Source organism: Gordonibacter massiliensis (ex Traore et al. 2017), from assembly GCF_019731765.1.
Classification (GTDB): Bacteria; Actinomycetota; Coriobacteriia; order Coriobacteriales; family Eggerthellaceae; genus Gordonibacter; species Gordonibacter massiliensis.
Map to the genome: position 1 here is coordinate 355,508 of NZ_JAASIO010000001.1, position 13,169 is coordinate 368,676.

Consider the following 13,169-nt stretch of genomic DNA (forward strand, 5'->3'; position numbering starts at 1 on the left):
AGGGGGTGTTCGCTTTTGCTCGCGCAAGGCCAAACGGCCCTCGGAGCCGAAGCTTCGAGGGCCGTTTTCCGCGTTTTATACCTAGGGAGCGGGCTTACGCTGTTTGCTTACCGCTTGCGGGCGCGTCGTCGTCTTCCACGCGGCCGCGTATCTTCTTCACGGTGCGACCGAGCATGCCGCCCAGCTTGGGGAGGTTCTTGGGGCCGAAGATGATGAGCACGACCGCAAGGATCAGGATCAGTTCGGGCAGTCCCATGCCGAAGATTTTCATTTGTCCGCCCCTTTCGCGGTCGATCGCTCTTGAACACCTTGGTTTTCGCGCGATACGGGCGGCCGGCACGTTTGGTGCCGGCCGCCCGGGCCAGCACGACCCCGCCGCTCCTCGCATCGCACTTTTCGCTTCCAATAGTATAGCAGCCATAAATTTATAGTGACTATAAAATTGATGCGAATAAACAGTTACATCGCAAAACTTCCGTATAATGCAGGAAAAGCGCGAGCACGATTCGAGAAGGGGAGGGCCAAGACATGGCCAAGTCGGACCAGGCGGAAAGCATGTCGACGGGTGTCGCAGACGAGCCCCCTTCGGAAACTTTGCGGGAGCGGAAACGCCGCGAGACGCGCACCGCTATCGAGCACGCGGCCATATCGCTGGTGGACGAGCTGGGCTACGACAACGTGACCGTGTCCATGATCAGCGAGCGCGCGGTGGTGTCGCAGGGCACGTTCTTCAACTATTTCCCCACCAAGGACGCTGCCATCGTGGGGCTGGGCCCCGTGAACCTCGATCCCGCCGCGGTCCACGCCGCCTACGACCGCCTGGCGCCCGCCACGCCGTACCACGCCACGCTCATGCTCTTCCTGAAGGTGGTGCGCGACCTGGACTGGACGAGCGAGATAGCCGCCATGCGCGCCCGCCTGGTGGCCCAGACGCCGGCGCTCATGAAGCTGTTCTTAGACGGCACGTTCGGGTTCGTATCCGACTTCCGCAGCATCCTCACCGCGTACCTTGAGCAGCATCCCGAGATCCGCACCTGCGCCGTCGAGCTCACGCCCGCCGAGGAGGCCAACCTGGTGGTGGCGGAGGCGCTCGAGGCGGCCAAGTTCGCCCTCGCCCGCACAACGGCCGATCCCGGCGCCCCGCTCCCCGAAGCCGCCGAGGTGGAAGCCGTCGTCAGGAGGATCGTGGGGTAGGGCGCATCTCCTGCGGGAAAATGCGCGCGCGAGCGCACGCGGGCTTTCCGAAACCCGTACAATAGGAATTGCGAATGGACAGGCGCCCCACCGCGGTCGGCGCGCCTCGTAGACGAAGGAGATCGTATGTCTTGCGAACAGAAGAACCCGGTCATCGGCATCATCATGGGCTCCGAGAGCGACATGCCGGCCATGGAGCCGTGCATGAAGCAGCTCGACGAATTCGGCGTTCCCTACGAGGTGAAGGTGGCCAGCGCCCACCGCAAGCCGACCGAGGTGCACGACTGGGCCAGCACGGCCCACGAGCGCGGCATCCGCGTGATCATCGCCGCGGCGGGCAAGGCAGCCCACCTAGGCGGCGTCGTGGCGGCTTACACGCCCAACCCGGTTATCACCGTGCCCATGAAGACGAGCGACCTAGGTGGCTTGGACTCGCTGCTGTCCATGGTGCAGATGCCCTCCGGCGTGCCCGTGGCGTGCGTGGCCATCAACGGCGCGAAGAACGCCGCCATCCTGGCCGTGCAGATCATGGGCACGGGCTGCGACGGCGCCCGCCAGAAGATCATCGACTTCAAAAAGGCCATGGCCGAGGCGTAGATCGGCTACCGGGGGCGAGAGACGGGACAGGCAAGAAGCATGACGAAGAAACTGCTGATGGGAAACGAGGCGTTCGCGCACGCGGCGCTTGAGGCCGGGGTGCGCGTGGTGGCGGGGTATCCCGGCACGCCGTCGTCCGAGCTCATCGAGACGGTGGCGAAGCTGCACGCGAGCGGTGCGGCGCGCGGCGTTCACGTGGAGTGGTCGACCAACGAGAAGAGCGCGCTCGAGCTGTTAGCCGGTGCGTCCTACGCCGGCGCGCGCTGCTTGTTCACCTGCAAGCAGGTCGGCCTGAACGTGGCCAGCGACCCGCTCGTGAGCCTGAACTACGTGGGCGTGAAGGGCGGCACGGTGCTGTTCGTGGCCGACGATCCAGGTCCCATCTCGTCCCAAACCGAGCAGGATACCCGCCGCTTCGCGGCCTTCGCGAAGATGCCCGTGCTCGATCCGTCCACGCCCGACGAGGGCTTCGCCATGATGCAGGCTGCGTTCGACCTGTCCGAGCGCTACCGCACGCCCGTCATCGTGAGGCCCACTACGCGCATCAACCATGCCTCGACGTTCTTCGACGTCGCGGACGCCACCGACGCGCGCCCGGTGCCCGAAGAGGGTTTCGAGCGCGATCCGAAGTGGATCATCTTCCCGCGTCGCGCCTACCAGGCGCACGGCGAGATCAACGAGCGGCTTGCGCAGATCGCGCACGACTTCGCGCACGAGCCCGCCTTTGCCGCGTTCAACCCGGTGGTCGAAGGCGGCGCGACGGATGAGGGCGCGCCGCGCTTGGGCATCGTGGCCGGCGGCGTGTCGGCGGCTTATGCGCGCGAGGCGCTGCGCATGGTGGAGGCGCGCGCGGCCGAGCGGGGCGTCCAGGTGCCGGCGTACCGCTTTTGGCAGGTGGGAACGCCGTACCCGTTCCCCGAGGAAACCGCCGTGCGTTTCGCCGAGGGCCTGGAGCAGGTGCTCGTACTGGAAGAGCTCGACCACGTGCTGGAAGACGAGCTGCTCAAACACGCCGGTCGCGCGCATGCGCCCTATCAGGTGAAGGGCAAGCTCACGGGTGATGCGCGCGACCGCGGCGAAAACGACGTGGACGACGTCGTAGCCCGCATCGCGCGGTTCCTGGGCATGCCCGAGGCTGTCGCGGCCGACGAGCCCCTGGCGTACGACGCCGCTGACGATCCGCTGCCGGTGCGCCCGCCCGTGCTGTGCGCCGGCTGCCCCCATCGCGGCAGCTTCTACGCGGTGAAGCGCGCGCTGGGCAAGGCACCCGCCGTGCTGTGCGGCGACATCGGCTGCTACACGCTGGGCAACGCCATGCCGCTCGACGCGGTTGACACGTGCCTGTGCATGGGCGCGGGCATCACCATGGCGCAGGGCTTCGCCGTGGCCGAGCCGCACAAGAAGCACGTGGCGTTCGTGGGCGATTCCACGTTCTTCGCCAGCGGCCTGCCGGGCATTGTTAACGCCGTGTACAACGGCCACGACATAACGGTATGCGTGCTGGACAACGCCACCACGGCCATGACCGGCTCGCAGCCGCATCCCGGCACCGGCGTCACGCTCATGGGCCCGAAGCGCGAGCCCATCTCCATCGAGCGCGTGCTGGAGGCCGTGGGCTTCGATTGCATCGTGCATGCCGATCCGCTCGACCTCGAAGGCTCCGTTTCGGCGGCGAAGGAGGCGCTCGACTACGAAGGCCCCAGCGCCATCCTGTTCGAGTCGCCGTGCGTGCAGTTGGTGAAGCCGGGCGCTCCCGCGACCGTCGATGCCGACGCATGTACGGGCTGCAAGAAGTGCATCACCGAGATCGGCTGCCCCGGCATCGGCTTCGACGCCGACGCGCGCGGTCCGAAGAGCCGCGAGCGCGGCCAGGCGTTCGTCGACGCCAGCCTCTGCAACGGCTGCGGCCTGTGCACGCAAGTATGTCCGTTCGATGCGTTGGGGGTGCCAACGGCGGAAAACTCGTCGTCGGAAGGAGGTTCCCATGCGTAACGTTTTGCTTGCCGGCGTGGGCGGCCAGGGAACCGTGCTCGCGGCCAAGGTGCTGGCGCAGGCTGCCCAGAACAAAGGGTGGAAGGTGCGCACGGCCGAGACCATCGGCATGGCGCAGCGCGGCGGCAACGTGGTGTCGCACGTGCGCATGGGCGATCGCGGCGAGGACGTGTTCGCACCTTTGCTGGCCGAGCGCTCGGCCGACCTCGTCATCGCGTTCGAGCCGGCCGAGGCCGCGCGCGTGCTGCCGTTTCTGGCTCCCGAGGGCGTGCTGGTCACGGCTACAACGGCGCTTCAGCCTGTCACGGCGGCGCTGGCGGCGAAACCCTACCGTGCGTCCGACATCGTGCAGCGCCTCGAAAGCCAGCTGGCGGAAACGGCCGCGACCTTCGTGGCCGTGGACGACGCCGCGCTCACCGGGCGCGTGGGCAGCCGGAAGGTGCTCAACACGGTGCTGCTCGCCAGCGCGTTGGCCGCCGGTCACATCGAGCTCGACTTGGACGATTTGCGCAGCGCCATCGAGGTGTGCGTCAAACCCCGCTTCGTCGCGCTCAACCTTACCGCCATCGACGAGGTGGACGCCTCCCGAAAAGGTGCGTAACGCGGGCCGTTTTCGCTTTCCCTCCCTTTTTAGCATCCCCCATGAGGTAAAACGGGAGGGGATGCTGGTATACTGATGCGATTGAAGCATCGGTTGAAGCTCCGAGGGAAGAGCTCGGTACGCAACGAAGGGCTTGGGCGTTTCCCTAGGTCGAAAGCGAGGCGGCAATGCGGCAGGAAATGGATCGTGCATGGCTCGACCAAGCGGTTCACATGACGCAAGCGCTGTGGCGCGCCTACGTCATCGAGCCCTCGGATGAAGGGCTTCAGTTCATTCTGGCGTCTCTTGATCCTGAAGAGCTCTCCCTTATCGGCACGGGCAAGCACGAGTTCTACCGCGACTTCGAGTCGTTCCTCCAGGGGTTCCAAAACGATCAGGCGGAATCGCAGGGCGTCACCTTCGAGATACTCGACGAGTACTACGAGGCTCGCCAGCTCGGTTCGGATTCGTGCATCGTGTTCGGAACGCTCTGGGTGCGCGAGAAAACGGACCAGCCGAAGCCGTTGCTCGTGGAGATGGACACGCGGTTCACCCTGACGTTCCGGCGCGAGGGCGACCGATGGCTCGTGACCCATCTGCACCATTCCATGCCGAACGCCGACCAGCAGCGCGACGAGTACTATCCCAAAACCGTCACCGAGCAGGCGAACGCCGCGCTCAAGTACTCCAAGGCGCTGGAGCGCAGGGCCGAGCTCGACTCCATGACCGAGTTGCTGAACCATGCCGCGTTCGAAAAGTACGTGTCGTCGGAGCTGATCGACGGCGGCACGGGCAGCGCGTTCTTCATGATCGACCTCGACTACTTCAAAGAGGTGAACGACACGCTGGGACACCCCGAGGGCGATCGGGTCATCCGCGAGTTCGCCGACGTGCTGGGGCAGGTGTTCGAGCGCGACGCGCTGCTCGGGCGCCTGGGCGGCGACGAGTTCGCCGTGTTCACCACGTGCGCAGTCTCGGTCGAAGAGGCGGAGGCCAAGGCCCAGGAGCTCATCGACACTTGGAAAGGACGCTCGCAGGGCAGGCCGGTTCGCCTAGGGTGTTCGGTGGGCATCGTGCGGGCCGTTCGCGGCGACACGTTCTACGATCTGTACCGGGCGGCAGACGGCGCGCTGTACGAAAGCAAGCGCGGAGGCAGGGGCAGGTTCAGCTGGTAGGCGCCCCGAGAAGGCAGCGGCCGCTTTGTCCTTCGAAAAACGGCTTTGCTTTCGCCGTTCGTTCGCCTAAAATGGACGCATGGAACACGCATCCGACATTCTCTCCTCCCCAGCCGTGGTTTCGGCGGGGCGATGGCTTTAGCTTCAAGACTCGCGTTCGCGGGCTTGAAGCATTTTCGTACCCGGTAGAAGATCATCGTCTGAGAAGAGGATACTCCCATGCAGATCACCAACGATCAGTTCACGCTTATCAAAGACCAGTTCAAGACCCTGAAAGAACGCTCGCCGTTCTACGCCATGAAGTTCGAGGGCATCGACCTTGCCGACGTGCAATCCCAGGAAGACTTCGAGAAGCTGCCGTTTTCCGAGAAGGACGACCTGCGCCGCGTGTACCCGCTGGGCCTGCAGGCCGTGCCCGACGAGGACGTCGTGCGCATCCACTCGTCCTCGGGCACCACGGGCACGCCGGTCATCATCCCCTACACGCAGCAGGACGTTACCGACTGGGCCATCCAATTCGCGCGCTGCTATGAGATGGCGGGCATCACGAACCGCGATCGCATCCAGATCACGCCGGGCTACGGCCTGTGGACGGCGGGCATCGGCTTCCAACTGGGTGCCGAGCGCCTGGGCGCCATGGCCATCCCCATGGGGCCGGGCAACACCGAGAAGCAGCTGCGCATGATGCAGGACCTGAAGTCCACCGTGCTGTGCGCCACCAGCTCCTACGCGCTGCTTTTGGCCGAGGCCATCGCCGAGCAGGGCATCGGCGACAAGATCTGCCTGCGCAAGGGCGTCATCGGCTCCGAGCGCTGGGGCGACAAGATGCGCAAGCGCATCGCCGACGAGCTGGGCGTGGAGCTGTACGACATCTACGGCCTGACCGAGGTGTACGGCCCCGGCATCGGCATCTCGTGCGACGAGCACAACGGCATGCACATCTGGGACGACTACGTGTACTGCGAGATCGTCGACCCCAAGACGGGCAAGAACGTGCCCGACGGCGAATCGGGCGAGCTGGTCATCACCACGCTGCGCAAGCAGGGCGCGCCGCTCATCCGCTACCGCACGCACGACCTCACGCGCATCCTGCCGGGCGATTGCGCCTGCGGCTCGCACCATCCGCGCATCGACATCCTCATCGGCCGCACCGACGACATGGTGAAGGTGAAGGGCGTCAACATGTTCCCCGCGCAGATCGAGGAGGTCATCCGGTTCACCGACGGCGCCTCGTCGGAGTACCAGGTGATGATCGACCACCTGTTCGGCAAGGACATACTCACGGTGTTCTTCGAGACCGAAGCCACCGGCGAGGACAAGAAGCGTGTGGAGGAGGAACTGGCTTTCATCTTCAAGGGCAAGATCGGCTGCACGCCCGTTGCCAAGGGCGTAGCCATCGGCGAGCTGCCCCGCTCCGAGAAGAAGACCCAGCGCATCTTCGACAACCGCTACTAAAAGCGCCATCCAACAAGCATTCGAGCGCCCGTCGCCCTCCAAAGGCGACGGGCGCTCGTGCTTCATGACGGGTATGTCGCTGTCGCCATCCAGCGGTGTGAGCGTGAACTCAATGATATATGAGTGCAATCATCATGGACAAAATCGCAACCTATGGCAATTCCCCCGTTTGCTAAGAAATTGCGACCTGGGCTTTTATCGGTCGCAAAAGCCGGCGGATGCGAGAAACGCCTCCCAAACATGCCACAAGTCCAAATTTTATCCACGCCTTCGCCGATGCCGAAAGCGGTTTTCGAATGCTTCACATGAAGCGTCCGTTCGCTAGCGGGCTATTTTGCTTACTTTTTGCCTTGTGCCGATGCTCCACTGTGGTAAAGTATGCGCATGAATTCCGCGAAGGGACATATGGCCGTTGAGCAGCGCTGGCGCTTCGAGCTGGCCGTTGCGGCCGCTTGGAGGTCCTTCGCTCCCCGGTCTTCCGAGTCGTTGGCGACGTTCGCCTCGGGTCGGGCGGCTTCGTCCAACGAGGCTTCAGCCTACCGGGCCCTTCCTTACTATTCCTACCGATACCTCTAGCACATGGGTTTGCCCGTGGTGCTGCGACGTGTCGGATTCCGACATGGCGCGCCCGCAGCCGGCAGAGTCATGTGCGCCACCGCGCGGGCCTGTTCCCGGCGCGTTGTTTCACGTGAAACATTTGTTCTCATATTGTAGTATGCGGCGACAAGTGTTTCAGATGAAACCCGTCAAGGCGAAGAGGTTCCGAAACTCATTGGCACGCGGGCAGCTCGGAGAGGCCCGCTTGAGACGATAGGAAATTCCGATGATCGAAAAGATATGCATGGTGCTCATTTTCGTGGGCGTGGCGGTGGGCGTGGGCATTTACTGCCGACGACACACCGGCACCGTCGACGGCTTCATCCTGGGCGGGCGCAACGTGGGGCCGTGGCTTTCGGCGTTCGCGTTCGGCACGAGCTACTTCTCCGCCGTCATTTTCGTGGGCTACGCCGGCCAGTTCGGCTGGAAGTACGGCGTGGCCGCCACGTGGATCGGCATCGGCAACGCCATCCTGGGCAGCTTGCTGGCCTGGTGGGTGCTCGGCCCGCGCACGCGTGAGATGACGCACCGCCTGGGCGCGTCCACGATGCCCGAGTTCTTCGGTGCGCGCTACCAGTCGAAGGGTTTGCGCATCGCGGCCGCGGCCATCATCTTCGTGTTTCTCATCCCGTACACGGCCAGCGTGTACAACGGCCTGTCGCGCCTGTTCGGCATGGCGTTCGGGCTGCCGTACGAGTGGTGCGTCATCGGCATGGCCGTCATCACGTGCATCTACGTGGTGCTGGGCGGCTACATGGCCACCGTCATGAACGACTTCATCCAGGGTATCGTCATGCTGTTGGGCATCGTGGCCGTGATCGTGGCGGTGCTGGTGAACAACGGCGGCTTTACCGAGGCCATCACCACGCTCTCGCTCATCCCGGCCGAAGGCTCCGAGATGGCCGGGCCCTTCGTGAGCTTCTTCGGGCCGAACCTGCCCGACCTCATCGGCGTCATCATCCTCACCAGCCTGGGCACGTGGGGCCTGCCTCAGATGGTGCAGAAGTTCTACGCCATCAAGAGCGGCCCGGCCATCAAGCAGGGCGCCATCATCTCCACGGTGTTCGCCATGATCGTGGCGGGCGGCAGCTACTTCCTGGGCGGTTTCGGGCGGCTGTACGGCGGCCAGGTGGAGATGACCGCCGCTGGCACGCCGGTGTACGACTCCATCATCCCCACCATGCTATCCACGCTGCCTGACCTGCTCATCGGCATCGTCATCGTGCTGGTGCTGAGCGCGTCCATGTCCACGCTGTCGTCGCTCGTGCTCACGTCGTCGTCCACGCTCACGCTCGACCTCATCAAGGACAACCTGGTGAAGAACATGAGCGAGAAGAAGCAGCTCTCCTACATGCGCGTGCTGCTGGTGGTGTTCATCGTGATCTCAGCCGTGCTGGCGCTCGTGCAGTACAACTCGTCGATCACGTTCATCGCGCAGCTCATGTCCATCTCGTGGGGCGCGCTGGCCGGCTCGTTCCTTGGCCCGTTCTTCTGGGGGCTGTTCTCCAAGCGCATCTCGCGTCCGGCCGTGTGGGCCAGCTTCATCGTGGGCGTGGGCCTGACCACGGGCAACATGATTTCGGGCTTCGTGGGCACGCCGTTCATCGCCAGCCCCATCAACTGCGGCGCCATCGCCATGGTGCTGTCGCTGGTTGTGGTGCCGCTGGTGAGCCTGGTCACCAAGCGCGTGGACTTCGAGGTCGACCCGCCGCACGTGGAGGGCGCCATCGACCGCGAATACGAGATGGAGTTGGAAGAAGAGGACGAGTAAAGCACGCTTGATTAGAGCGTCGGCCACACCAGCAGTTCGCGCGAGTACATGTTGATGGGGGCCACGGCAACGAGGATGTCGCTGTCGAATTGGTTGTATTTGTTGGGTGCCGCTTCCTCCACCCACTCGATGCCCAGTTCCTCGGCGATGGCGAATGCGTCGGCAGCCAGCGATTCGCCTCGATACACGACGAGCGCCACTGGATAGTCGAAAGACGTAACGTGGCGCACGTCGTAGCCTTCGTCGACGAGAGTCGCGGTCATGGAGTCGGCCAGCTCTTCGGATCGTGTGTTCGCTTGTACGATGATAGAGACACTGCTGCGGTCCCCTACGCGCGGACCGTCGGCTTCGGTCGGCCGCGAGCCGTCGTCCAGACGTGGAGTCACATGCTCGGACGTTTTTTTCGCTTGCACGTACTGATCGTCGATGGTGTTCGGGCCCGTCGAAGACGGAGCGTCGTCATTGTTCGACGTGGTGGCGCTCTCGTCGTTCGTCTCGGGCGCCTCGATCGGTCGGTCGGATGCGGTTGGCATGCTGTTGGGTGCCTGCTCCTTCGGCGCGTTGCTCGCGCATCCGGCGATGAGCACGCCTATCAGGCAAAACGAGGCAAGCAACAGAAAGGTTCCGAATACCGTTGCGGGGCTAGCGAAGGGACTGCGGTTCGATCGGCTGCGGCTGAGGGGCATGGCTATCACCTCTGTTGGTTGGACCGATGGCTTCTTCCCCACAGTATGCGCTTCGACAAAGAGGAATGCACGTGCGTTTCTCCTTGTTGGTGTTAAAAGAACAATTTTGTGACAGCGGTGCGCGAACGCTATACTGTCGGGTGATATCGTCACGCCTCTTTTCGAAAGCGCTCGCATGGTCTTCCAGCTCGTTGCCATATACTTTCCCGCGCTGGTGTTCGGCTTCCTGTTCGTGCGGAATTACCGCAAGGAGCCGCGGCAGTTCCGCAACGCGCTGTACTTCCTGTTGCTGTGCCTGTTCGCGTTCTACGGCCTATCCGTTCAGTTCGACGCTCCGGGACTCGTGCTCTTGGGCCTGGCTGCGATCCCGTTCGGCACGGTGGCGTTGGTCGTGTTCCTGTTCGCCAACGCCGTTGTGGTGGTGAAGCGCGAGGGCTTCTCGCTCGCGCACGTGCTGCCGGGGCTGTTCGCCCTGTTTATCGTGGCGGTGTGCGTAGCCATGCCGGTGTTCGTGATGTTGCAGGCCTCGCCGCTCGTTTTGCTGCTGTCCCTGTTGGTGGTTATGGAAGGCTCGTATGTGGCGTTCACGTTCGCGGCGCTGCTGCTGTACTCGTGGCTGTACCGGCGCCTGCCCAAACGCCTCGACTACGATTACATCGTCGTGCACGGTGCGGGCCTATCGGGCACGAAGCCCACGCCGCTTCTGGCGGCTCGACTCGACAAGGGGGTCGAGCTGTGGAAGGCGGGCGGCAGCCGCGCGCTTATCGTGGCATCGGGCGGGCAGGGCGCCGACGAGCAGGTTTCGGAGGCTCGGGCCATGCGCGACTACCTGGTGGAAGAGCGCGGCGTGCCGGCCGACGCGGTGATCATGGAGGATCGATCCGCCACCACCATGGAGAACCTGCGCAACTCCAAGGCCATCATGGACGCGCGTTCGGGCGCGAACGCCTACCGCGCCGCCGTGGTCACGAGCGACTACCACGTGTTCCGCACGGCCGAGTACGCCCACAAGATCGGCTTGGCCGCCGACGGCGTGGGCAGCAAGACGGCCCGCTACTACTGGCCCACGGCCTTCATCCGCGAGTACGTGGCCGTGAGCGCTGCACATAAATGGCCGTTCGTGGTTATCTTCGCGTTGTGGCTGGTGCCGGCTGCTTTGGTGCTGTTCCGGCTGTAGCCGAACGCGCGATCGGCGTTCGGGCGGCCGTCTTCGGGCACCGCGCCCGCCGCCGGTGCCCCGGTGGTTTTCAGGCGTCGCGCGCTGCGAGCGTCCGCACGGCGAGCAACGCGCGCCGCACTCGCCACGGCGCGTCGTGTCCGAAACGCCGCAAAACGCCGCGTCTTTGCTGTCCGAATCCTTCTAATACCGTATACTTATGCGCATAATTCGGCGTTGGGGTCATCGACGCCCATGGATCCGATGCGACTAAAGGGGACGCATATGGAAGGTTTCGACCTTATCAGCACGGGCGTGTGGTCCATCATCCCGCCCATCCTTGCGCTGGGGCTGGCGCTCATCACGAAGGAGGTGTACTCCTCGCTCGCCATCGGCGTGTTCACCGGCATGGTCATCTACCAGTTCAGCCTGAACGGCGCCGGGTTCGAGCAGCTGGTCGACTCGTTCACCATGGTGCCGCAGATGATGGCCGAGCAGATAGCCGGCAACGGGGCGCTGCTCTTGTTCCTTGCGTTGTTGGGGGCGCTCGTGGTGGTCATAGCCGGCGCGGGCGGCTCGCGCGCGTACGGCGAGTGGGTTGCCACCCATATCAAGAACGCGAAGATGGCGCAGATCCTCACGGCGGTGCTGGGCATCATCATCTTCGTGGACGACTACTTCAACTGCCTCACGGTGGGCGCGGTCATGCGCCCCGTAACCGATCGCTTCCACATCAGCCACGAGAAGCTGGCGTGGATCATCGACTCCACGGCGGCGCCCATATGCATCATCGCGCCCGTGTCGTCGTGGGCCGTGGCCGTGGGCGGCTATCTGGGCGAAGGCGGCTTCACCACGTTCGTGCAGTCCATCCCGTACAACTTCTACGCGCTGCTCACCATCGTGTTCGTGTTCTTCATGTGCGCCACGAAGAAGGACTTCGGCCCCATGCGCGTGGCCGAGGCCGAGGTGCAGCAACCGGCCGAGCAGCAGCGTCGCATTCCGCCGAAGGAGAGCGCGCTCGAGTCCATGTCCACGGTGGGGCTGGATGCGAGCGAGGCCGACACGCTGCCGCCGTTCAACATGGAGACCGTGGTTGCCGAGCGCGACGAGCTGGACGAGGCCGCTCAGACGGCGGTGGAGGAGTTCAAGGGCATCGCCATCTCCGAGAAGGGCCGCGTGTTCGACCTCATCGTGCCCATCGTGGTGCTCATCATCTTCTCCATTCTGGGCATGCTGTACGCCGGCGGGTTCTTCAAGGGCGTCGACTTCTCCACGGCTGTGGGCGAGAACCCCGTGTTCGGCCTGTGCATCGGCGTGTGCGTGTCGCTGGTGGTGGCCGCCATCATGTTCCTGCCGCGCAAGCTCATGACGCTGTCGGGCTACATGGAGGGCATTTCGGAAGGCGTGCGCTCCATGGTGGGCGCCATCATGATCCTCGTGCTGGCGTGGAGCCTGGGCGGCACCTGCCGCTACCTGCTGGGCACGGGCGAGTTCGTGAGCGGCTTCTTGAACGGCATCGGCGTGGGGCTGGCGCTGCTGCCGGCCGTGATCTTCGTGGTGGCCGCGTTCATCGGCTTCGCCATGGGCACGTCGTGGGGCACCATCGCGCTCATCCTGCCCATCGTGATCGGCGTCTTTCCCGCCGACAACCCGCTGTTCCTGGTGGCCATCGGCGCCACGCTCGGCGGCGCGGTCTACGGCGACCACGTGTCGCCCATATCCGACACCACCATCCTGTCGTCGGCCGGCGCGCAGTGCAACCACCTGCGCCACGTGGCCACGCAGCTGCCCTATGCGTCGGTGGTGGCCGTGGTGTGCCTGGTGGGCTACCTCATAGCCGGTTTCACGGGCAATCCGTGGATATCGCTTGCGGTGGGCATCGTGCTCATGGTGGTCGCCGTGCTGGTGCTGCACAAGTCGAAGTACGGAGCCGCGAAGGCGTAGCGTTCAAAGTGAGCGCGTGCGC

The 13,169-nt window shown here is 64.3% G+C and carries 10 protein-coding genes and 1 pseudogene; 9 read left to right on the plus strand and 2 right to left on the minus strand.

The features are described 5' to 3' along the window. Positions 1–145 precede the first annotated feature (145 nt). A pseudogene (locus HCH03_RS01410) lies at positions 146–271 on the minus strand (twin-arginine translocase TatA/TatE family subunit); the annotation flags it as partial. Positions 272–528: 257 nt separating this feature from the next. Between HCH03_RS01410 and HCH03_RS01415 the strand changes: the two are divergent. The 7 genes from HCH03_RS01415 to HCH03_RS01445 all read left to right on the plus strand — a co-directional run bounded on the left by HCH03_RS01415 (position 529) and on the right by HCH03_RS01445 (position 9,361). Next, positions 529–1,194: a TetR/AcrR family transcriptional regulator gene (locus HCH03_RS01415; RefSeq protein ID WP_246599444.1), complete on the plus strand. Its 666-nt coding sequence runs from the start codon at positions 529–531 to the stop codon at positions 1,192–1,194. A gap of 126 nt (positions 1,195–1,320) precedes the next feature. Further along, a complete protein-coding gene (purE, locus tag HCH03_RS01420; RefSeq protein WP_080144197.1) occupies positions 1,321–1,791 on the plus strand; it encodes a 5-(carboxyamino)imidazole ribonucleotide mutase in 471 nt (156 codons plus the stop codon). 39 nt (positions 1,792–1,830) lie between these two features. Further along, positions 1,831–3,783, plus strand: a complete 1,953-nt coding sequence (locus HCH03_RS01425) for a thiamine pyrophosphate-dependent enzyme (RefSeq protein WP_221688053.1) — start codon at positions 1,831–1,833, stop codon at positions 3,781–3,783. Then, positions 3,776–4,384: an indolepyruvate oxidoreductase subunit beta gene (locus tag HCH03_RS01430; protein WP_221688054.1), complete on the plus strand. Its 609-nt coding sequence runs from the start codon at positions 3,776–3,778 to the stop codon at positions 4,382–4,384. The genes HCH03_RS01425 and HCH03_RS01430 overlap by 8 nt, the downstream gene beginning before the upstream one ends. A gap of 212 nt (positions 4,385–4,596) precedes the next feature. Then, positions 4,597–5,538: a diguanylate cyclase domain-containing protein gene (locus HCH03_RS01435; protein WP_246599447.1), complete on the plus strand. Its 942-nt coding sequence runs from the start codon at positions 4,597–4,599 to the stop codon at positions 5,536–5,538. A 219-nt stretch (positions 5,539–5,757) separates the two neighbouring features. Then, positions 5,758–6,993 (plus strand): phenylacetate--CoA ligase family protein, encoded by a 1,236-nt coding sequence (locus HCH03_RS01440; protein ID WP_080144203.1) that lies wholly within the window; start codon positions 5,758–5,760, stop codon positions 6,991–6,993. An 823-nt stretch (positions 6,994–7,816) separates the two neighbouring features. Beyond that, positions 7,817–9,361, plus strand: a complete 1,545-nt coding sequence (locus HCH03_RS01445) for a sodium:solute symporter family protein (RefSeq protein WP_221688056.1) — start codon at positions 7,817–7,819, stop codon at positions 9,359–9,361. Positions 9,362–9,372: 11 nt separating this feature from the next. On the opposite strand, the gene HCH03_RS01450 is transcribed toward HCH03_RS01445, so the two are convergent. Next, on the minus strand, positions 9,373–9,894 hold the full coding sequence (locus HCH03_RS01450) for a hypothetical protein (protein WP_221688057.1): 522 nt from the start codon (positions 9,892–9,894) through the stop codon (positions 9,373–9,375). 328 nt (positions 9,895–10,222) lie between these two features. Between HCH03_RS01450 and HCH03_RS01455 the strand changes: the two genes are divergently transcribed. Together HCH03_RS01455 and HCH03_RS01460 are read left to right on the plus strand one after the other, a co-directional pair. Then, positions 10,223–11,224: a YdcF family protein gene (locus HCH03_RS01455; RefSeq protein ID WP_221688058.1), complete on the plus strand. Its 1,002-nt coding sequence runs from the start codon at positions 10,223–10,225 to the stop codon at positions 11,222–11,224. 264 nt (positions 11,225–11,488) lie between these two features. Beyond that, positions 11,489–13,147: a Na+/H+ antiporter NhaC family protein gene (locus tag HCH03_RS01460; RefSeq protein WP_221688059.1), complete on the plus strand. Its 1,659-nt coding sequence runs from the start codon at positions 11,489–11,491 to the stop codon at positions 13,145–13,147. The last annotated feature ends 22 nt before the right edge of the window (positions 13,148–13,169 follow it).

Coding starts and splice junctions, on each gene's coding strand:
- HCH03_RS01450 (WP_221688057.1), bottom strand. CDS start 9,894: ATGCCAACCGCATCCGACCGACCGATCGAGGCGCCCGAGACGAACGAC.
- HCH03_RS01430 (WP_221688054.1), top strand. CDS start 3,776: ATGCGTAACGTTTTGCTTGCCGGCGTGGGCGGCCAGGGAACCGTGCTC.
- HCH03_RS01445 (WP_221688056.1), top strand. CDS start 7,817: ATGATCGAAAAGATATGCATGGTGCTCATTTTCGTGGGCGTGGCGGTG.
- HCH03_RS01455 (WP_221688058.1), top strand. CDS start 10,223: ATGGTCTTCCAGCTCGTTGCCATATACTTTCCCGCGCTGGTGTTCGGC.
- purE (WP_080144197.1), top strand. CDS start 1,321: ATGTCTTGCGAACAGAAGAACCCGGTCATCGGCATCATCATGGGCTCC.
- HCH03_RS01415 (WP_246599444.1), top strand. CDS start 529: ATGGCCAAGTCGGACCAGGCGGAAAGCATGTCGACGGGTGTCGCAGAC.
- HCH03_RS01440 (WP_080144203.1), top strand. CDS start 5,758: ATGCAGATCACCAACGATCAGTTCACGCTTATCAAAGACCAGTTCAAG.
- HCH03_RS01460 (WP_221688059.1), top strand. CDS start 11,489: ATGGAAGGTTTCGACCTTATCAGCACGGGCGTGTGGTCCATCATCCCG.
- HCH03_RS01435 (WP_246599447.1), top strand. CDS start 4,597: ATGACGCAAGCGCTGTGGCGCGCCTACGTCATCGAGCCCTCGGATGAA.
- HCH03_RS01425 (WP_221688053.1), top strand. CDS start 1,831: ATGACGAAGAAACTGCTGATGGGAAACGAGGCGTTCGCGCACGCGGCG.